This window comes from Sphingomonas jejuensis, from assembly GCF_011927695.1.
GTDB lineage: Bacteria > Pseudomonadota > Alphaproteobacteria > Sphingomonadales > Sphingomonadaceae > Sphingomonas_K > Sphingomonas_K jejuensis.
The window spans coordinates 141,583-160,381 of sequence record NZ_JAATJE010000002.1 but is presented as its reverse complement, the minus strand read 5'-3'; the positions used below and the strand labels follow the sequence as shown (position 1 = coordinate 160,381).

The 18,799-nt window shown below is 67.9% G+C and carries 16 protein-coding genes; 8 read left to right on the top strand and 8 right to left on the bottom strand.

Translation table 11 applies throughout. The features are described 5' to 3' along the window. The first annotated feature begins 125 nt into the window (after positions 1–125). Entirely contained in the window at positions 126–3,149 is a 3,024-nt protein-coding gene (locus tag GGR88_RS10210) for a TonB-dependent receptor domain-containing protein (protein ID WP_245196808.1), read from the top strand. Positions 3,150–3,208: 59 nt separating this feature from the next. Here GGR88_RS10210 and clpB read toward each other — a convergent pair whose 3' ends face one another. Next, positions 3,209–5,785, bottom strand: a complete 2,577-nt coding sequence (clpB, locus tag GGR88_RS10205) for an ATP-dependent chaperone ClpB (RefSeq protein ID WP_167954610.1) — start codon at positions 5,783–5,785, stop codon at positions 3,209–3,211. A 60-nt stretch (positions 5,786–5,845) separates the two neighbouring features. Next, a complete protein-coding gene (locus GGR88_RS10200) occupies positions 5,846–6,421 on the bottom strand; it encodes a TetR/AcrR family transcriptional regulator (RefSeq protein ID WP_167954609.1) in 576 nt (191 codons plus the stop codon). A gap of 34 nt (positions 6,422–6,455) precedes the next feature. Here GGR88_RS10200 and GGR88_RS10195 point away from each other — a divergent pair, with 34 nt between their 5' ends. Together GGR88_RS10195 and GGR88_RS10190 are read left to right on the top strand one after the other, a co-directional pair. After that, positions 6,456–6,881 carry an abscisic acid-deficient protein Aba4 family protein gene (locus GGR88_RS10195; RefSeq protein ID WP_209023369.1) on the top strand — a complete coding sequence of 142 codons (426 nt, stop codon included), beginning with the start codon at positions 6,456–6,458 and terminating at the stop codon, positions 6,879–6,881. A 2-nt stretch (positions 6,882–6,883) separates the two neighbouring features. Then, positions 6,884–7,672 carry a hypothetical protein gene (locus tag GGR88_RS10190; protein ID WP_167954607.1) on the top strand — a complete coding sequence of 263 codons (789 nt, stop codon included), beginning with the start codon at positions 6,884–6,886 and terminating at the stop codon, positions 7,670–7,672. A 17-nt stretch (positions 7,673–7,689) separates the two neighbouring features. On the opposite strand, the gene GGR88_RS10185 is transcribed toward GGR88_RS10190, so the two are convergent. Next, positions 7,690–9,360 (bottom strand): M28 family metallopeptidase, encoded by a 1,671-nt coding sequence (locus GGR88_RS10185; protein WP_167954606.1) that lies wholly within the window; start codon positions 9,358–9,360, stop codon positions 7,690–7,692. A 134-nt stretch (positions 9,361–9,494) separates the two neighbouring features. Here GGR88_RS10185 and GGR88_RS10180 point away from each other — a divergent pair, with 134 nt between their 5' ends. Both GGR88_RS10180 and GGR88_RS10175 read left to right on the top strand, forming a co-directional pair. Continuing rightward, entirely contained in the window at positions 9,495–12,479 is a 2,985-nt protein-coding gene (locus tag GGR88_RS10180) for a M16 family metallopeptidase (RefSeq protein WP_245196805.1), read from the top strand. 24 nt (positions 12,480–12,503) lie between these two features. Then, positions 12,504–12,806 (top strand): hypothetical protein, encoded by a 303-nt coding sequence (locus GGR88_RS10175; protein WP_167954605.1) that lies wholly within the window; start codon positions 12,504–12,506, stop codon positions 12,804–12,806. A 99-nt stretch (positions 12,807–12,905) separates the two neighbouring features. On the opposite strand, the gene GGR88_RS10170 is transcribed toward GGR88_RS10175, so the two are convergent. Continuing rightward, complete coding sequence (locus GGR88_RS10170; RefSeq protein ID WP_167954604.1) at positions 12,906–13,976, bottom strand: 5-(carboxyamino)imidazole ribonucleotide synthase; 1,071 nt, start codon at positions 13,974–13,976, stop codon at positions 12,906–12,908. Between the two features lie 23 nt (positions 13,977–13,999). Then, positions 14,000–14,485, bottom strand: a complete 486-nt coding sequence (gene purE, locus GGR88_RS10165) for a 5-(carboxyamino)imidazole ribonucleotide mutase (protein WP_167954603.1) — start codon at positions 14,483–14,485, stop codon at positions 14,000–14,002. 155 nt (positions 14,486–14,640) lie between these two features. On the opposite strand from purE, the gene GGR88_RS10160 reads away from it, so the two are divergent. Continuing rightward, positions 14,641–15,225, top strand: a complete 585-nt coding sequence (locus GGR88_RS10160) for a GGDEF domain-containing protein (RefSeq protein WP_167954602.1) — start codon at positions 14,641–14,643, stop codon at positions 15,223–15,225. A 35-nt stretch (positions 15,226–15,260) separates the two neighbouring features. Here the strand turns inward: GGR88_RS10160 and gpmA are convergent, their stop codons facing one another. The 3 genes from gpmA to GGR88_RS10145 form a co-directional block, all read right to left on the bottom strand. Continuing rightward, complete coding sequence (gpmA, locus tag GGR88_RS10155; RefSeq protein WP_167954601.1) at positions 15,261–15,953, bottom strand: 2,3-diphosphoglycerate-dependent phosphoglycerate mutase; 693 nt, start codon at positions 15,951–15,953, stop codon at positions 15,261–15,263. Between the two features lie 106 nt (positions 15,954–16,059). Then, on the bottom strand, positions 16,060–17,178 hold the full coding sequence (locus GGR88_RS10150; RefSeq protein ID WP_167954600.1) for a M14 family metallopeptidase: 1,119 nt from the start codon (positions 17,176–17,178) through the stop codon (positions 16,060–16,062). Then, on the bottom strand, positions 17,175–17,756 hold the full coding sequence (locus GGR88_RS10145; protein ID WP_167954599.1) for a DUF4136 domain-containing protein: 582 nt from the start codon (positions 17,754–17,756) through the stop codon (positions 17,175–17,177). The genes GGR88_RS10150 and GGR88_RS10145 overlap by 4 nt, the downstream gene beginning before the upstream one ends. Positions 17,757–17,923: 167 nt before the next feature. Between GGR88_RS10145 and ykgO the strand changes: the two genes are divergently transcribed. Both ykgO and GGR88_RS10135 read left to right on the top strand, forming a co-directional pair. Then, positions 17,924–18,049: a type B 50S ribosomal protein L36 gene (ykgO, locus tag GGR88_RS10140; RefSeq protein ID WP_095998341.1), complete on the top strand. Its 126-nt coding sequence runs from the start codon at positions 17,924–17,926 to the stop codon at positions 18,047–18,049. A gap of 8 nt (positions 18,050–18,057) precedes the next feature. Continuing rightward, a complete protein-coding gene (locus tag GGR88_RS10135; protein ID WP_167954598.1) occupies positions 18,058–18,726 on the top strand; it encodes an HAD family hydrolase in 669 nt (222 codons plus the stop codon). Positions 18,727–18,799: the final 73 nt, after the last annotated feature.

The window sequence follows — 18,799 nt, the reverse complement described above, 5'->3', positions numbered from 1 at the left end:
GGTCGAGGTGCAAAGCGCCAGACCAGACAGGGAGCACATCAATGAAAAGTCGCATCTCCCAGGTTCGCTCCAATTCCCGGAGCGGCTCTGCTCGTCACGTCCTCGCCATGCTTGGCGCAGGGCTCATGGTCTCCGCATCGCCTGCCTGGGCGCAGGACGCCGAGCAACCGCAGGAGCCGGTCGGTTCGGCACCCGCCGCCCCGCAGGCTGGCCCGGACGATGCTGCCGCCGGCGAGGAGATCGTCGTCACCGGAACGCTGTTTCGCGGCAGCACCGCGACCACGGTCTCGCCCGTCACCGTGGTGACGGCGGAGTCGCTGGAGCAGCGCGGCATCAACACGGTGCAGGATGCGATCCAGCAGATCTCCTCCAACAACGGTCCGGCGCTGACCAACAGCTTCACCGCCAACGGCGCCTTTGCTGCCGGCGCGTCCGCCGTGTCGCTGCGCGGCCTCAGCACCAACTCGACCCTGGTCCTCTTCGACGGTCAGCGCGCGGCCTACTACCCGCTGGCCGACGACGGATCGCGCAACTTCGTCGACCTGAACACCATCCCGGACGACATCGTCGAGCGGATCGAGGTCCTGCGTGACGGCGCGTCTTCGACCTACGGCGCGGATGCCGTTGCCGGCGTGGTGAACATCATCACCAAGCGTCAGTTCAACGGCGTCGGCGGACGTGTCGAGGCGGGCATCACCGAGGATGGCACCGCATCCAACCAGCGCCTGAGCCTGACGGTCGGCACCGGGGACCTCGATACCAACGGGTTCAACGCCTATCTCAGCGGCTTCTATTTCCGGTCGGAAGGCGTCGCCAACCGCGACCTTCCCGCGCCGTACAACTCCAGCGATCTGTCCGGCATCTGCTTCGAGGGCACGTGCGGTCCGAACAACATCGGCAACGGCCGTGATCCGGAAACCGGACAGCTCTCGGCGTTCAACGTCGGTGTCTACGACGTCTACGTCCGCCCCTACACCGCGACCAACGGAGCGATCGAGGGCAGCCGCTACCAGCTGCTGAACCCGGCGGCCGGCTGTCAGTACGGCCCCGGTTACACGCTCACCCCCGAGGAGCTTGCGCTCACCGGCAACGCCATCGCGCCGACCGGCACCAACCAGATCTGCACGGTCGACACGGTTGCGAAATATGGCGTGGTCTCCCCCACCATCGAGCGGTTCGGCGGCTCGGGTCGCGTAACGGCGCGTCTCGGCGACAGCGCCGAGGGCTATTTCATGGTCAATTTCCAGCAGACCAGCTCCAGCTACACGGGCCTGCCGCCGACGATCCGCGCTTCCGCCAACGCGGGCATCCTGTTCCCGCCCTTCTCCACCGCTTCCGGCCCGTCGGCATCGCTGGCGCCCGGATCCTTCGCGCTCAGCCTGCCGGTCTATGTCTGCGCCGGCGGCGTGGGCGATGCATCGGCGGTCGCCACCGGCTGCAACGCCACCAACGGCGTGCTCAACCCCAACAATCCGTTCGCTGCCCAGGGCCTGATCGCCCGGGTCACCGGCCGCCCGATCAATCGCCCGGTCGAGAACTCGACCCGCAGCCGGGTCTACCGCGCGGCGCTGGGCGTCACCGGCACCTTCGGCGCCGACGACGACTGGCAGTACACCGTTGATGCAACCGCGATGCACAACGACCTGCGGCGTGAGCAGAGGGGCTATGTCTATATCGCCAACCTGCTCACCTCGATCGCACAGGGCACGCTGAACTTCGTCGACCCGTCGCAGAACAGCCAAGACATCCTGGACTTCGTGTCGCCGGACAACGTGACGGACGCATCGTCCGACCTGTACGCCGTTCAGGCAACGCTCGGGCGTGACCTGTTCGAGCTGCCGGGCGGTCCCCTGCAGCTCGGCGTCGGCGGCCAGATCCGCTACGAAGCCGTCGACGCGCCCAGCGCCAATCCCGACACCAACGGCCCCACGCAGCGCTTTTTCACGCTGAACGCCTTTGGAACCTCGGGCAACCGGACGGTCTATTCGGCCTTTGCCGAGATCAACGCACCGGTGCTCGACTTCCTGGAGGTGAACGCGTCGGGCCGCTTCGATGCGTATTCGTCGGGTCAGGAGGCGTTCTCGCCGAAGGTGGGTGTGCTGTTCACGCCCATCCCGCAATTCTCGCTGCGGGCGACCTATTCGGAAGGCTTCCGCATCCCGTCCTTCGGCGAAGCGAATGCGCTGCCGACCACCGGCTTCGTCACCGTGTCCACGGCCACGCTGCCGCAGTCCTTCCTGTCGCAATATGGCCCGGATTGCCGCGCCGACAATCTGTCGGGATGCCCGAACTACATCACCGCCTACTCGCGGGGCCTGACGACGCTCGCGTCGCCCGACCTGGAGCCGGAGAAGTCGCGCAGCTACACCGTCGGCGCCATTCTGTCGCCGCTGCCGTCGGTCCGCCTGACGGTGGACTATTTCAACATCGAGAAGTCGAACGCGATCACCAGCGCGCCGATCGATCCGGCTCTGGCGGCGTATTTCGCCGGTCAGCCGATCCCCGCCGGCTACAACGTCATCGCCGATGCACCCGATCCTGCCTTTCCCAACGCCCTGCCGCGGCCGGCGTTCGTGGAATCGCAGCTGGTCAATGCCAACACGATCAACGTGGAAGGTATCGATGTCGCCGGCCTGTTCTCCTACGACTTTGGCGACGTCCAGTTCACTTCCTCGCCGGAGGTCAGCTACATCATCAATCTCAGCACGACCTTCCCGGACGGCTCGACGCAGACCTACGAAGGGACGCTCGGCAACTTCGCGTTGACCGCCGGATCGGGCACGCCGGAGTGGCGCGGCACGTGGCAGAACACGCTGGCCTTTGAGGACTTCACCCTCAGCGGCACCGTGAACTGGGTCGGCGGCTATGATCTGTCGGCCGAGGACGAGACGGGTCCGGGCACGGCGGGCCAGTGCGGCCTGTCGGACGGCTACACGCCGTGCCGGGTGGACGATTACTTCACGCTCGACATGACGGCGTCGTTCCGCGCGAACGAGAACTTCACCTTCTACGTGAACGTCCTGAACGTCCTGGACGATCTGCCGCCGATCGATCCGGTGACCTACGGCGCGTACCTGTACAACCCGATACAGGGTGGCAGCGGCATCTTCGGCCGCGCATTCCGGGCGGGTGTCCGCGTCGGCCTCTAAGCCCGATCGGACTGGAAGAAGGGGAGGGGCCGCGTCGCAAGGCGCGGCCCCTTTTTACGTCACCCCGCCGTCAGCACCAGCCGGCCGTCGCCTTCGTCGGCGTGGACGGTGCTGCCGTCCTTCACCTCGCCGCGCAGGATCAGGTCGGCGAGCGGGTCCTGCAGGTGCTTCTGCACCGCGCGCTTCAGCGGTCGTGCGCCGTAGACGGGATCATAGCCCACGCGCCCCAGCCAGGCGCGGGCGGGGTCGCTCAGCTCCAGCCCGATCTTGCGGTCCGCCAGCAGCCGGCGAACGCGTTCCACCTGAAGCTCCACAATCGGTCCCATCTCGCCCTGGCCCAGCCGGTGGAACAGGATGATCTCGTCCAGCCGGTTGAGGAACTCGGGGCGGAAGTGCGCGCGAACGACCTCCATCACCTGCGGCTCCGCCTGTGACACAGGCGCATCATCGGGCAGCTGCACGAGATATTGGCTGCCGAGGTTCGAGGTCAGGATGATCAGCGTGTTGGTGAAATCGACCGTGCGACCCTGCCCATCGGTCAGACGACCGTCGTCCAGCACCTGCAGAAGGATGTTGAACACGTCCGGATGCGCTTTTTCGACCTCGTCGAACAGCACCACCTGATACGGGCGCCGCCGCACGGCCTCCGTCAGCACGCCGCCTTCCTCGTAGCCGACATAGCCCGGGGGGGCGCCGACCAGCCGCGCCACCGCATGCTTTTCCATGAACTCCGACATGTCGATCCGCACCATCGCGTTGTCGTCGTCGAACAGGAAGCGGGCGAGCGCCTTGGTCAGCTCCGTCTTGCCGACGCCGGTCGGCCCCAGGAACAGGAAGGAGCCGAGCGGTCGGTTGGGGTCCTGCAGGCCGGCCCGCGCGCGCCGGACAGCGGCCGACACCGCGGCAACGGCCTCGCGCTGCCCGATCACGCGCTTGCCGATCGCGTCTTCCATGCCAAGCAGCTTCTCGCGCTCGCCCTCCATCATCCGCTCGACCGGGATGCCGGTCCAGCGGGCGACGACGGAGGCGATGTCGTCGGCGGTCACCTCCTCGCGCAGCATCGCGCCCTTGCTGGCGCCCTCCGCCTCGGCGAGCTGGCGCTCCAGCTGCGGAATGGTGCCGTAGGTAAGCTCCGACATGCGCGCCAGGTCGCCCGCCCGTTGCGCCTGCTCGAGCGATACGCGGGCGGAATCCAGCTGCTCCTTGATCCTGGCTTCCGAAGCGATCTTCTCGCGCTCCGCCTGCCAGCGGGTGGTGAGCTCGGCCGACTGCTGCTCGGCATTGGCCAGGTCGGCTTCGAGCGTGGCGAGGCGATCGGCACTGGCGGCGTCGCTTTCACGCGTCAGCGCCTCGCGCTCGATCTTCATGCGCAGGATCCGCCGATCGAGGGTCTCGATCTCCTCCGGCTTTGACTCGACCTCCATGCGGATGCGACTTGCGGCCTCGTCCATCAGGTCGATCGCCTTGTCGGGTAGGAAGCGGTCGGCGATGTAGCGGTTGGACAGCGTGGCGGCGGCCACCAGCGCGGCATCGGTGATGCGGACGCCGTGGTGCAGCTCGTATTTTTCCTTCAGGCCGCGCAGGATCGACACCGTATCCTCGACCGTGGGCTCCCCCACCAGAACCGGCTGAAAGCGACGCTGAAGGGCCGGGTCCTTTTCGACATGCTTCTGATACTCGTCGAGCGTGGTCGCGCCGATGCAGTGGAGCTCGCCGCGGGCAAGCGCGGGCTTCAGCAGGTTGGACGCGTCCATCGCGCCCTCGCCCTTTCCGGCGCCGACCAGCGTGTGCATCTCGTCGATGAAGAGGATGATCTGCCCGTCGGCGCCGCGCACTTCGTCGAGGACGCCCTTCAACCGCTCCTCGAACTCGCCGCGATATTTCGCGCCGGCGATCAGCGCGCCCATGTCGAGCGCCATGAGCGTGCGGTCCTTCAACCCCTCCGGCACGTCGCCATTGGCGATGCGCAGGGCGAGGCCTTCTGCGATCGCCGTCTTGCCGACACCCGGTTCGCCGATCAGGACGGGATTGTTCTTGGTGCGCCGGGCCAGGATCTGGACGGTGCGGCGGATCTCCTCGTCCCGGCCGATGACCGGGTCGAGCTTGCCGTCCCGCGCCGCGGCGGTGAGATCGCGGGCGAAGCGCTTCAACGCGTCATAGGCATCCTCGGACGAGGCGCTGTCCGCCGTGCGGCCCTTGCGCAGCTGCTCGATCGCGGCGTTGAGCCCGGTCGGCGTCACGCCGCCGGCCGACAGCGCCCGACCGGCTGGACCCGTCGACAGCGCAAGGGCAAGCAGCAGCCGTTCAACGGTGACGAAGCCGTCACCCGCCTTCTTCGCGACCTGTTCGGCCTGGTCGAGCAGGCGAACGGCATCATTGTCGAGGCCAGGGGTCTGCTGCGCCCCCGATCCCGACACCGCTGGAAGCTTGGAGAGGGCGGCGTCGACCGCCTGGGTGACCCGTGCCGGATCGCCGCCGGCCGCGCGGATCAGGCCCGCGGCCATGCCCTCGCGATCCTCGACCAGCGCCTTCAGGATGTGCTCGGGCGCGATCCGCTGATGGTTCATGCGGATGGCGACGGTTTGTGCGGACTGCAGGAAACCCTTCGCCCGGTCGGTGAATTGGTCGAGGTTCATGATGCTCCCCTGGAATGGCTTTGCCGAACTTAGTGTTGCAAAGAGGCAACACAAGCCCGTCTAGAGCGTCAATCGACGAACAACCTCGGCAAGCGGCGGGCGGGTCTGCGGCGGCACCGCGCCGTCGAGGGCGAGGCGCGCATAGCCGTGCACCATCGACCACGCGGCCATGACGTCGGCGCGGTCGGGCGCGCCGCCGGTCACCCGCGCCACGGCCTGGGCAAGCGGATCGAATGCGGCATCGGCAGCGGCGATGAAGGCCGGATCGTCCCCGCTCAGCAACGCGCGCCGCCACATGAGGTCGAAGAGCGCCGGCCGCGCAAGCGCGAAGCCGACATAGGCGGCGCCCAGCGCATGCAGGTCGGCGACGGGCTCGTCTGTGACCGGCGCGGCGGCAAGCGCGTCCGTCAGCGCGGCGAAGGCGCGGGTCGCAAGCGCCGTGAGGAGGCCCCTCGCATCCCCGAAGTGGTGCGCGGGCGCCGCCGGGGAGACACCCGCACGGCGGGCGCATTCGCGAAGCGAGAAGCCGTCGACGCCGCGTTCGCCGAGCAGCGCCTCTGCGGCGTCGAGCAAAGCCGCGCGAAGATCCCCATGATGGTAGCGACCCTTCTTGACACTGTTCAGTTCATCTGCCATTCCCCAACTATACATTGTTCAGATGGAGGTTCCAGTGACTGCCGACGGCATGTTCCGAATCGCCAACCTGCTGGCTCTTGTCGGCTGGGTCGTGCTGATCGCCAGCCTCTTCGCACCGCGGCTGCGGCCTGTCGCATGGCGCCTGACGGGGATCGTGGTGCCGGGCCTTCTCGCGCTCCTCTACCTGGCTCAGCTCGGTTCGTTTGCCGCCACCGATGGCGGCTTCGGCTCGCTTGCCGCGATCCGGACGCTGTTCGCCGACGATCGCGCGCTGCTCGCCGGCTGGGTCCACTATCTTGCGTTCGACCTGGTGGTTGGCACGCTGATCCTGCGCGAAGGGCTCGGGCGCGGCCTGCCGAAGGCGGCACTGCTCCTGTCCCTCCCGCTCACCTTCCTGCTCGGCCCCGTCGGCTTCCTTGTCTTCCTGGCAGCGCGCCCGTTTGCGCGTGTGGAGGCGTAAACATGGCACTCAAGCTCTTCGCCGCGCTCCATGCCCGGCAGCCGCTGTTGACCCGCTTCGGTCTGCTGCTCCTGGGCTGCGCCCTCCTCACCGCGTGTTTGCAACTGGTGGATGCCCGCACCTTCATGGGTCAGCCGACCTGGGCCAAGCCGACCCGCTTCTTCCTCTCGATCGGCGTCTTCGCGCTGACCGCCGCATGGTTCATCGGCGACGTCCAAGCCCCCCAGCGCGACAGCGGGCTCCTGCGTGCAACGGCCTGGGCGCTGGTGGTGACGGGCGCTTACGAGGCCTTCTACATCGCCTACCGCGCAGCCTTCGCCGAGGCGTCGCATTTCAACTTCTCCACCGGCTGGGCCACCCTCGGCTATGCACTGATGGGCGTGGGAGCGGTCGTGCTGGTTGGCACGTCGCTTCCCATCGCCTGGGCGGTCTGGCGCCACCCGCGGCCGGATCTGGCGCCGCACTGTCAGCTGGCAGTGGTGATCGGGCTTTTGCTTACGGTAGTGCTCGGCGGCGGCCTTGGCGGCTACATGAGCTCGACGGGCGCGCACAGCGTCGGCGCGACGGGCAGCTCCCTGCCGATTACCGGCTGGAACCGCGCGGGCGGAGACCTGCGCGTGGCACACTTCCTTGGCCTCCACGCCGAACAGATTCTGCCAGCGGCGGCGGTGGTCATCGGGTGGGTATTCGCGCGAGGACGTCGGATCGCTGTGGTCGCGTGCACCGGAGCCCTGGCCATCGCGACCCTTGCAGCCCTTGCTCAGGCAGTGGGCGGGCGCCCCATTGTGTGACGTACCCGGCGCCGCAGTTAGTCTCCCGCGGCGCGCTCCGCCTTCGGAGCGTCGGGCGCGAACTGGCGCCCGAACGGACTGTCGGCGTACCAACGCGGTGCCTGATCGGCGTTGGCGACAGCGCGGGCGATGCGCAGGTTCACTTCCGCAAATTTTGCACCGGCCTGCCAATTGAACGGCAGCGTCACCTCGTCACGGGGCGAGTGATAGTTCGTCTCCAGGAAGTGCGTGAACTTCTCACGACCGTCGCCCGCGAAGCCAGTCATCAGGAACACGGAAGGCACGCCCTGCTGCACGAAGCGGTAATGGTCGGAGCGGGTGAACAGCCGCTCCTGCGGCAAGGGGTCGGGCGAGGTCCGGATGCCCATCGAAGAGGTTGCCGCCGCGACCATCGGGCCCATGGTGGAGTGCTCCGCACCAAAGGCGATCACGTCCTGAAAGTCGTAGAGCAGGATAGGCATGTCGAGGTTGACGACGGACACGACCCGGCCGTCGATCGGCAGGTTGCGTGATAGATAGGACGCGCCGAGCAGACCGCGCTCCTCCGCCGTCACGGCCGCAAACAGGATCGGTCGCCGGTTGGGCGGCCCGGCCGCGAGTGCGCGAGCGGCTTCCAGCATCGTCGCCACCCCGGCGGCATTGTCCATTGCGCCGTTGTTGATCTTGTCGTCGCCCTCTGCATTTGGACTGATCCCGATGTGATCGAGATGTGCCATCAGCAGCACGTATTCGTTCGCAACAGTCGGATCCGACCCGGGCAGCATTCCAATGACGTTCTTGCTCTCGATCGTGCGACGGGTCGCTCGCACGTCGATGCTGACGGGCTGTGCGAGCGCGAAGCCGCGGGGGCGGCCGTTTGCGCGACGCGCATCGCGCAGGATGCGGGCGAGCGGCGTGCGTGCGCCGTCGAACAGTGCCTCTGCTGCGGGCCGGTCGATCAGCGCGCTGGCGCGAATGTTCGGTGCCTGGCTGAACGGAGTGCCGTCTGAAGCAACCCAAGTCGTGGACGGGCGGCCACCTAGCTGAACGGAGCGGGAAAAGGGGCGCGCCTCCTCTGCGGCGTCGGTGTTGATCGTGATAACGCCGATCGCACCACGCTCGCTCGCGCGGCGCGCCTTGTCGGCGTTGAGGCTGGCGGCGACGTCGGACGGCGTGCTCGCGGGCGCGCCTGCGAGCAGAACGACGATCTTGCCAGTGACGTCGAGGCCGGCATAGTCGTCGAACCCGTCTGCCGGGCTATCGAGCCCGTAACCGACGAACACGGCCGGCGCCGTGACGCGAGTTTCCGCCTCCCGGCCGGGCGTCACCAGTGCAGCCTGGCGGTTGGCGAACCGCTGCTCACCAATCAGCACCGCAGATCCGTCATCGACGACCGTAGTTTCCTGGAACTTGACCGGCTGGAACCAGGCGTCGTTGCGCGGAGCCGGGGCGAGCCCGGTGGCGAGGTAGCGGCTTGCGACATAGTTCGCCGCGATGTCGTACCCGCGCGATCCCGTGTCACGGCCCTCCAGGAGATCGTCGGCAAGAAAGGTGATGTGAGCGCGGACCGCGTCCGCTGAAATTTCCGCAGGCGGCGTCGCCGCTGCAGCCGCAGGCGGTTGAGGCGGTGTCGTGGTCGACGTTTGCGCAATAACCGGATGCGACGAGGCAAGGAGGAGAGCGGAAACGGCCGCGATCGACAGGCGCATGAAGGCTCTTTCTTATTGAAAAGACAGTCGGGTCTAGCCTGTTCTCCGGCAGATCGAAAGGCCGCAGGATGTGCGTTGCGGACTGACGACGCGCTGCTATGGTCCGCGACGAAACGACCGAGGACGAGGACAAAATGAGGCGCAGAGCTTTCACCGTGCTGATCATGCCGCTCGCGATGCTGGCAGGCTGCGCCACCGCGACAGACACTGCCATGACCTCTTCCGGTTCGCCCGCGTCCGCAGCGACCGCCGCACCGGCGCCGCTGTCACAGCTCGTGTCCCAGGTCGATATCCCTTATGAGCGCTTCACGCTCGACAACGGCTTGCGCGTTCTTGTGCACACCGATCGCAAGGCGCCGGTGGTCGCCGTCAGCGTCTGGTACAATGTCGGTTCGAAGCACGAGCCGGAAGGCAAAACCGGCTTTGCTCATCTGTTCGAGCACCTGATGTTTAACGGCACGGAGAATGTGCCGGGCGATTTCTTCGAGCCGCTGCGGCAGATCGGCGCGACCAACCTCAACGGCACAACCTGGTTCGATCGCACCAACTATTTCGAAAACGTCCCGACCCAGGCGCTTGAGCGCGCGTTGTTCCTGGAATCTGACCGCATGGGCCATCTGCTCGGCGCGGTCACCCAGCAGGTTCTGGATAACCAGCGTGGCGTCGTGCAGAACGAGAAGCGGCAAGGCGACAACGAACCCTATGGGCTGGTCGAATATGCGCAACTGGCTGCCCTGTTTCCGGAGGGCCACCCCTATGGCCATTCCACGATCGGATCGATGGCCGACCTGGATGCGGCCAGCCTGGAGGATGTTCGCAACTGGTTCCGTCAGCACTACGGCCCGAACAATGCGGTGCTGGTGCTAGCCGGCGACATCGACGCGCAGACTGCACGTCCGCTTGTAGAGCGTTACTTCGGTGACATTCCGCGCGGGCCGCAGCAGGAGCCGATCGCCGCACCGGTGCCGACCTTGTCCGCCCCGAAGACCGAGGTCATGCGCGACCGGGTGGCGACCACGCGCATCTATCGCAACTGGGTGGTGCCCGGCCTGACCGATCCTGAGACGGTGGCCCTGTCGGCGGGTGCCGGCGTGCTTGGCGGCCTGTCGTCGTCGCGCCTCGACAACATCCTCGTTCGTCAGGAGCGACTGGCCGTTTCGGTGTCCGCCAACGTGCAGGACTTCGCGCAGATTGGTATGTTCGAGGTCACGGTGAACGTTCGCCCGGGCGTTGATCCCGCAACCGTATCGCGCCGCCTGGATGAGATCATGGCGGATTACATCCGCACGGGGCCGACCGCGGACGAGGTGTCGCGCTATGCCACCCGCGCTGTTGCGGGGCGGATCGCCGGTCTGGAGCAGGTCGGCGGCTTCGGCGGCAAGGCTGTGGCGTTGGCCGAGGGTGAACTCTACGCCAACAATCCCGAGCTCTATAAGCAGCAGCTGCAGGCAACCGCCGCGCTGACGCCGGCCGAGATCCAGGCTGCGCTTCAGAAGTGGCTCACCCGGCCGGTCTATGCGCTGTCGGTGGTGCCGGGCGCACGGGAGGCCTATCAGGAGGCCGGTCCGCGCGCTGGCGGTTTTGCCGGCGGGACGTCGGCCCCGCGCTACTATCACACCCCGGAAGCGGGAGAGGCGCCGCTGGCTCCGCTGCCGGCTCAGGCGCAGCAGCGTCCGGCCACCCCAGCGCCGGCGCCTGCAACGCGGCCGCGCCAGCCCGGGCAGTTCCCGCCGGTCGGCCAGATCGCGGATCTGGACTTTCCGGACGTGACGCGCGCGCGCCTGTCGAACGGCATCGAGGTGGTCTACGCCAACCGTGATGCGGTGCCGATCACCCAGGTCGCCATCAGCTTCGACGCGGGCAACGCGGCGGATCCGAAGGATGCGCTCGGCACCCAGGCGCTGATGCTGTCGCTGCTGGACGAAGGGACGACCACCCGCAACTCGATCCAGATCGCCGAGGAGCAGGAGCGGCTCGGTGCGCAGATCGGCGCCAATGCCAGCATGGATCGCACCACCGCGACGCTGTTTGCGTTGAGTGCCAACTTGACACCTTCGATGGCCTTGTTCGGCGATGTGGTGAAGAACCCGGCCTTCGCGCCGGCGGAAGTTGAACGCCTGCGCGCCCAGCAGCTGGCCGAGATCGCGGCCGAGCTGACGCAGCCGCAGGCGATTGCGCTGCGCACCCTGCCGCCGCTGCTGTACGGTGCACAGCACCCTTATGGCGTGCCGTTCACCGGGACGGGTGATCCCGCCGCGGTGGCGCGGGTGACGCGCGAGCAGCTGGCCGCCTTCCACAGTGCGTGGATGCGTCCGGACAAGGCCAAGATCTTCGTCGTGTCGGATCGTCCGCTCGCCGAGGTCCAGCCGCTGCTGGAAGCGCAGTTCGGCCGCTGGCAGCCGACGGGGACGGCTGGCACCAAGGACATCGAGGCAGCGGTGCCGGCACCGCGCAGCCGCATCGTGCTGGTCAACCGGCCGGACAGCCCGCAGTCGGTGATCTTCGCCGGCGAGCTGCTGCCGGTGGAGGGCACGGACGATCTGGAGACGCTGGTTGCCGCCAACGACATCCTGGGCGGCAACTTCCTCAGCCGGATCAACATGGACCTGCGCGAGCAGAAGGGCTGGTCCTATGGCGTGCGCGGCATCGTCAACCGGGTCGAAGGGCAGGTGCCGTACATCGTGCTGGCGCCCGTCCAGCAGGATCGCACGGGCGATTCGATCCGTGCGCTTCGGGATCAGATGACCAGCTACCTGGGGTCGAACGGGACCACGCAGGCGGAGCTGGAGCGGACGGTGAACGGCTCCATCCGCGAACTGCCCGGCAGCTACGAGACGGCGGGAGCAGTCCTGGCCGGGATGATGCGCAACGACCTCTACAAGCGGCCGGACGACTTCTACGACACGCTGGCGGCGCGGTACCGCGCGATGACCGTCGCGGCGGTCGATCAGGCGGCGCGCGCGAACATCAAGCCGGACCAGATCCTGTGGGTGGTCGTTGGTGACGCGGCACGGGTGCGGCCGCAGCTGGAAGGGCTCGGCCTGCCGGTCGAGGTCGTCGAGCTGGCGCCGGCATCCGCAGCCCCGGCTGCACCGGCTGCCCAGCCGGCGGCACGCTGACAACAAGGTTCAAAGGAGAGAATGATGTCCAACCTGGATGGCGAGTGGGATTGCGTGGTGAAGTCGCCGCTGGGCGAGCAGAAGTCGACGTTGACGGTGAAGACCGACGGTGACCGGTTCACGGGCACCAATGCCGGGGCGATGGGATCGCTCGACGTCCTGGACGGCCGGGTCGAGGGCAACACCCTCAGCTGGAAGATGGACATGAAGGTGCCGATGGCGATCACGCTCGATTGCACGGCCACGATCGACGGCGACACGCTGACCGGCGGTGTCACCGCAGGTGCGTTCGGCACGTCGCCGATGACGGGTACGCGGAAGGCCTAGGCCGTCGCGCCCGCTTCGGCGGGAGCGAGGCAGCGCTGCAAGACAAAGCCGCGGTCGCCAAGCCGGCACCGCGGCTTTGTCATGTCCGGCGACCGGAGGTCAGCGCGCGACAGTGACCCGGGTGACGTGGGCCATCTTGCGGCCCGGGCGCGCGTCGTGCTTGCCGTAGTGGTGGAGATGCGCGCCGGGCTCGGCGAGCAGCCGCGGCCAGGCGTCGATGTCGTCGCCGATCAGGTTGAGCATTTCGGCAGACCGCCCGGTCAGCGACGTGGGCCCGAGCGGAAGGCCGCAGATGGCGCGGATGTGGTTTTCGAACTGCGACGTCGCCGCGCCCTCGATGGTCCAGTGCCCGCTGTTGTGAACGCGCGGCGCCATCTCATTGAGGATCGGATCCTCACCGTCGGCGAAGAACTCGACGGCGAGCACGCCGACATAGTCGAGAGCGTCGGCGATGCGGGCGGTGAGGGCGGCGGCGGCTTCGAGAAGCCGGGCCGGAATGCCGGTTGCAGGCGCCACCGAGCGGTGGAGGATGCCGCCACGATGCTCGTTGCGGGTGGGCGGGTAGGTGACGAGCATCCCGTCCGCGCGGCGCGCCACGATGACGGAGAATTCCGCATCGAACGCCACCATCCCCTCGAGCACCGCCGGGGCGCCACCGATCGCCGCCCATGCCGCATCCGCGTCCGCCGCGGTGTCGATGCGCGCCTGTCCCTTGCCGTCATAGCCGAAGCGACGGGTCTTCAGGATCGCGGGCGTGCAGATCGCAGCAAGCGCGGTATCGAGACCGGGGCGGCCGTCGACTGGCCGCCAGGGCGCGACCGCCCCGCCGAGCGACTCAACAAAGCGCTTTTCGTCGGCGCGATCCTGGGACACGGCGAGGGCGCGGGCGGGCGGATGGACGGCCGCAAGCCCGGCGAGCCGCTCCACGGCGGCGAGCGGCACATTTTCGAACTCGAAGGTGACGAGCGACACGGCGCGGGCGAACTCCGCCACCCGGTCGGCATCATCATAATCGCCGCGCACCCAGCAGGCGCAGACATCGGCAGCGGGGCCGCTCTCCTCGGGCGCGTAGATGTGGGTGCGGTACCCGAGCCGGGCGGCGGCGATGGCGAGCATGCGGCCAAGCTGACCGCCGCCGAGGATGCCGATCGTCGCCCCCGGCGGGACCATCGGCAAAGACGCGTCCGGGGCCGTCACCGCGGGGCGTCAGCCACGTCGCGGGTCTGAGCGTCGCGCCATTGATCGAGACGGCCTGCGAGCGCCGGGTCGGTGCCGGCAAGAAGCGCAGCGGCGAACAGCGCGGCGTTGATCGCCCCGGCCTTGCCGATCGCAAAGGTCGCGACCGGCACGCCGCCGGGCATCTGCACGATCGACAAAAGGCTGTCCAAGCCGGACAGGGCAGCAGATTGGACCGGAACGCCCAGCACCGGGACCGGTGTCATCGCCGCGACCATGCCCGGCAGATGCGCGGCACCGCCGGCGCCCGCGATGATGGCGCGGAGGCCACGATCCCGTGCGCCGCGGGCATAGTCGACGAGGCGATCGGGCGTGCGATGCGCCGACACGATCCGCACCTCATGCGGGATCCCCAGCCGGTCGAGCGTGTCGGCGGCATGGCGCATCGTGTCCCAATCGGACTGGCTGCCCATGATGAGGCCGATGGTGGCATCCTGCGTCATCCGACCGTCCCTAAAAGCGGCGCATGCCAAGCGCAATCATGCCGGATGAGACACCGGAGCGTATTCGCCACCGGGACGTTCACCAACCAAGACAGTGGTCGGAGCCCGGCCGCTGCAGTATTGTTGCGTAGGGAGTTTTTCCAGGCATGAGTCGAATGAGCGGCATTACCAGTCCGCTCGACCCGGTCGAGCGTCGTTCCTCCCGACTGGTCGAGGAGAACGCCGCGCTGCGCGAGACCGTGCGTATGATGGGCATCCGCATCGCCGAGCTGGAGGCGCTGGCGGACAGCGACACGCTGACGCCGCTTCCCAACCGCCGGATGTTCGAACGAGAGCTGGAGCGCACCATCGCGCGCGTCGCCCGGTATGGCACGTCGGCCGCTCTGCTCTACATCGACCTCGACGGACTGAAGGGGATCAACGATTTCCACGGTCATGGGGCAGGCGATCTGGCGTTGATCCATGTCGCCGAGCTGTTGAAGGAGCATATCCGCGCCGGCGACCTGGCGGCGCGGCTGGGCGGCGATGAGTTCGGCGTGCTGCTGCACAGCGTCAGCGAGGAGGCCGCCCGTGAAAAGGCGCAGTCGCTGGCCGAGGTGATCGCGGCCACCCCCATGGCCAACGGAATGCGCGTGAGCGTTTCCGTGGGTGTCACGACCCTGGTGGTGAACGACGCCGGCGGCACCGCGCTGGGGCGGGCCGACGGCGACATGTACCGATTGAAGCGGAACGTCCTCTAGGGGGCGGCCCGACGGCCTGCCCCGCATCCCAGCGATCAGGCGGCGCGATCGGCGAGGTAGTAGCGGTCGGTGGGCGTCAGGTCCGCATCCAGGGCGTAGACCAGCGGCTTGCCCGTCGGGATCTCCAGCCCCACGATCTCGTTGTCCGGGATACCCGACAGGTGCTTCACCAAAGCGCGCAGCGAGTTGCCGTGTGCGGCGATCAGGACGCGGCGCCCCGCCCGCAGCTCCGGCGCGATGTTCTGCTCCCAGAAAGGAAGGGCGCGGGCGATCGTGTCCTTGAGGCTTTCGGCCGCCGGCACGTCGATACCCGCATAGCGACGATCCTGAGTCAGGTCGTAGTCGCTGCCAGCCTCCATCGGCGGGGGCGGCGTGTCGAAGCTGCGCCGCCAGATCCGGACCTGCTCGTCACCGTGGCGTTCGGCGGTCTCCGCCTTGTTGAGCCCGGTGAGCCCGCCATAGTGACGCTCGTTCAGGCGCCAGTCCTTCACCTCGGGCAGCCACAGGCGGCCCATCTCCTCCAGCGCCAGGTGCAGCGTCCTGATCGCGCGGCTCTGCAGGCTGGTGAAGCAGATGTCGAAGTCCAGACCGCGTTCGGCGAGGAGCCGGCCTGCCGCCTTGGCCTCCGCGACGCCCTGATCGGTCAAGTCCACGTCCCACCAGCCGGTGAAGCGGTTCTCCAGGTTCCAGGCCGACTGGCCGTGGCGGATCAGGACGAGGTTGGACATGGAAAACTCCCTTGGCGTCGGCGCGCTCTTAGCCGGTGCGGTCGCGAGCGGTCGAGACGCGGCATGATCGAGACCGCGTGCGAGCGATCCGCCGCGTCCAAGACGCTCAGACCTCGTCGATCATGCCGGCGAGAACATCCAGGCAGGCATGGGCCAGCCGCTTCGACCGGTCGGGGGACCAGCCATGATCCGGATCGGCGTTGGCGTCATGATCCTTGAACGGCATTTCCAGCGTCATGGCGACGGCGCCGAAGCGTTCGGCCACCTGCGCGGTCGACATCGACAGGTTGGCGGTACCGGGGGCGCTGACCGGGTAGCCCAGATCGAGCTGGAAGTCGGGCGTGTAGGCCGCCAGCGCCTGCGCATAGCGGGTGTAGAGGCGCTGCCGATCCTCCTTCAGCGACGGAATGCCCTCGAAGCCGGCGAAGAAGTTGGCGGCGATGGCCTCGTCCCCATGAACGTCGATGGCGAAGTCGACGCCCGTTTCGTCCATGGCGGCGCGCACGGCGAAGACCTCCGGGCTGCGGCCGGGGCTGGGATCGTGCCATTCGCGGTTGAGGTTCACGCCGATGGCGTTGGTGCGCAGATGGCCGCGGCGCGAGCCATCGGGGTTCATGTTGGGAACGAGGTGGATGGTTGCCTTTTCCCGCAGCGTGCGGGCGGCGGCGTCCGCCGGGTCGACGAGCTTTTCAAGCGCGCCTTCCATCCACCATTCGGCCATGGTCTCGCCCGGATGCTGGCGCGCGTAGAACCACAGCTGCTTGGGACCGTCGCCCAGCGTCAGCATGTCCAGCGGCTGCCCGTCGAGCGTGCGGGTGAGCTCGCGCACACGAACGCCGTCGTGGGCGGCGATGCGGGCGACCAGATCATGGTGCCGGTCCATCGAATAGGGCGCGAAATAGGCGACCCACAGCACGTCTGCATCGCCCGTGTGGCGGATGGTGAGGACGTCGCCGTCGAAGCTGGTCTCCGCCTGGCGCCAGTTTTCCCGATCGGTGGACACGCGCGCCCGGTAGCCGGGCCAGCCGAAGGCGTAGGCGGCACCCCGACAGTTGGTGATCCGCAGCTCGAGCGGGCGGCCGCGGGCGCCGGCGACGCGGAAGTAGAACCATTGGTAGAAGTCGGACCCCGTATCCGCCACGATCTCCAGATCGGCGCGGTCGCCGTCGATCCCCAGCACGCGAATGTTGCCGCCATCAAAGGCGGCGGAAATCTCAAGGCTCATCGGACGCTCACGGTCTCGCCATTGTTGCCGGGGAAGTCGGAGAACAGCGCCGCGGCAAGGCGGCGGGCGGCGACATCGGGATCGGCCGCGTCGGTGCCCACCTGCGCCTCGCCCTGCGCGCGCCCTTCCCAGACGGTGGTGCCGTCCGACCGGCGAGTCATCTGGACGCGCAGCTCCGTCACCACCGTGTCGCGCGGGCGGCCGCCGAGGCCAAAGGATGCGCCGAGGCCCACGCCGCCACCGCGGAAGCCGCCGGTGCCGCCCCCGATGCCGATGCTGACCGGGGACCGGGTGGCAAGGGCCGCGCGCGTGCCGGTGGCGACATCAACGGTGGCGAGGTAGAGGCTGGTTTCCTCCTGCCCGGGGACATAGCCGACCCGGCCAAGCTCGTCGCTGACGGCGCCGGCATAAAGGCGAAAGGCGAGGCTCTGCTGATCCTGACCGTCATTGGCGCGCACGGCGACCGAGCCCCGCTCGATCGGCGTGCCCAGATTGAAGCGGGTGACCTCGATCGGCGGCGTGCGCGCGGCGCAAGCGCCGAGCGAAAGCAGGAGGGCAGCGGAAGCGAGGCGATACATGGTCGGTATCCTCTGGAAAGACGGGTCGCCTTAGCGAAACCGTGACGGCGCGCAAACGATCCATCGTTGATCCCGCCCGGCTGGCCGCCGACTTGACTTGGGACGGCCGGGCGGATACCCGCGCCGCTTCCGTTTCGAACAAGATTCTTGAAGAGCAGGCGCGCGCCATGAAGATCGTCAATTCGCTGAAGTCGCTGAAGGACCGTCACCGCGACAATCGCGTGATCCGCCGTCGCGGCCGCACCTACGTCATCAACAAGACCAACCGCCGCTTCAAGGCCCGCCAGGGCTGACGCCCGGCATGGCGGAGGGGGATCGCCCGCTTCCCGGCACCGGGGAGCGGGTTTTTGACGTTCGGGGCGTGTCGGCGGTCGTCTTCGATGTCGGCAACGTGCTGCTGCCCTGGGATCGGCGGGCGCTGTACCGCGGGATGATCGCGGACGAGGACGCGCTTGATCTCTTCCTCAGCGAGGTGCTGACGGAGGAATGGCATTTCCAGCATGATGCGGGCCGGCCCTTTGCCGAGACAAGCGCCGAGCTGATCGCGGAGCACCCGCAGCACCGCGCGCTCATCGAGGTCTGGGGTCCGCGGTTCGGCGAAACGTTGGGTGCACCGATCGCGGGCATGCAGGCGATCATCGACGACCTGGCGGCAGCGGGCGTGCCGATGTTCGGCATCACCAACTTCAGCCACGAGTTCTTCGTGCCCGTGCGCGCCAACCATCCCCGGCTGTTCGGCCCGATGCGCGACATCATCGTGTCGGGGGAGGAGCGGCTGGTGAAGCCCGACGCCGCGATCTACCGCCTGGCGGAGCGGCGCTTCGGGCTGCCGGCATCGGCCATGCTGTTCGTCGACGACCGTGCGGAGAACATCGCCGGGGCGGAAGCGGTCGGCATGGCCGGGCATCTGTTCCGCGATGCCGAGACGCTGCGCCGCGACCTGATGGCGCGAGAGCTGCTGCCCGCGTAACCGACCCGGCGGACCGCAGTCCTGATCCAGATCTACAACCGAGATCAGCCAAAAATACAGCGATTTCATACTG

What these genes read in the sequence shown, in the direction of transcription:
- GGR88_RS10210 (WP_245196808.1), top strand. Translation starts at nt 126, where the DNA reads ATGGTCTCCGCATCGCCTGCCTGGGCGCAGGACGCCGAGCAACCGCAG.
- clpB (WP_167954610.1), bottom strand. Translation starts at nt 5,785, where the DNA reads ATGAACCTCGACCAATTCACCGACCGGGCGAAGGGTTTCCTGCAGTCC.
- GGR88_RS10200 (WP_167954609.1), bottom strand. Translation starts at nt 6,421, where the DNA reads ATGGCAGATGAACTGAACAGTGTCAAGAAGGGTCGCTACCATCATGGG.
- GGR88_RS10190 (WP_167954607.1), top strand. Translation starts at nt 6,884, where the DNA reads ATGGCACTCAAGCTCTTCGCCGCGCTCCATGCCCGGCAGCCGCTGTTG.
- GGR88_RS10185 (WP_167954606.1), bottom strand. Translation starts at nt 9,360, where the DNA reads ATGCGCCTGTCGATCGCGGCCGTTTCCGCTCTCCTCCTTGCCTCGTCG.
- GGR88_RS10180 (WP_245196805.1), top strand. Translation starts at nt 9,495, where the DNA reads ATGAGGCGCAGAGCTTTCACCGTGCTGATCATGCCGCTCGCGATGCTG.
- GGR88_RS10175 (WP_167954605.1), top strand. Translation starts at nt 12,504, where the DNA reads ATGTCCAACCTGGATGGCGAGTGGGATTGCGTGGTGAAGTCGCCGCTG.
- GGR88_RS10170 (WP_167954604.1), bottom strand. Translation starts at nt 13,976, where the DNA reads ATGGTCCCGCCGGGGGCGACGATCGGCATCCTCGGCGGCGGTCAGCTT.
- purE (WP_167954603.1), bottom strand. Translation starts at nt 14,485, where the DNA reads ATGACGCAGGATGCCACCATCGGCCTCATCATGGGCAGCCAGTCCGAT.
- GGR88_RS10160 (WP_167954602.1), top strand. Translation starts at nt 14,641, where the DNA reads ATGAGCGGCATTACCAGTCCGCTCGACCCGGTCGAGCGTCGTTCCTCC.
- gpmA (WP_167954601.1), bottom strand. Translation starts at nt 15,953, where the DNA reads ATGTCCAACCTCGTCCTGATCCGCCACGGCCAGTCGGCCTGGAACCTG.
- GGR88_RS10150 (WP_167954600.1), bottom strand. Translation starts at nt 17,178, where the DNA reads ATGAGCCTTGAGATTTCCGCCGCCTTTGATGGCGGCAACATTCGCGTG.
- GGR88_RS10145 (WP_167954599.1), bottom strand. Translation starts at nt 17,756, where the DNA reads ATGTATCGCCTCGCTTCCGCTGCCCTCCTGCTTTCGCTCGGCGCTTGC.
- ykgO (WP_095998341.1), top strand. Translation starts at nt 17,924, where the DNA reads ATGAAGATCGTCAATTCGCTGAAGTCGCTGAAGGACCGTCACCGCGAC.
- GGR88_RS10135 (WP_167954598.1), top strand. Translation starts at nt 18,058, where the DNA reads ATGGCGGAGGGGGATCGCCCGCTTCCCGGCACCGGGGAGCGGGTTTTT.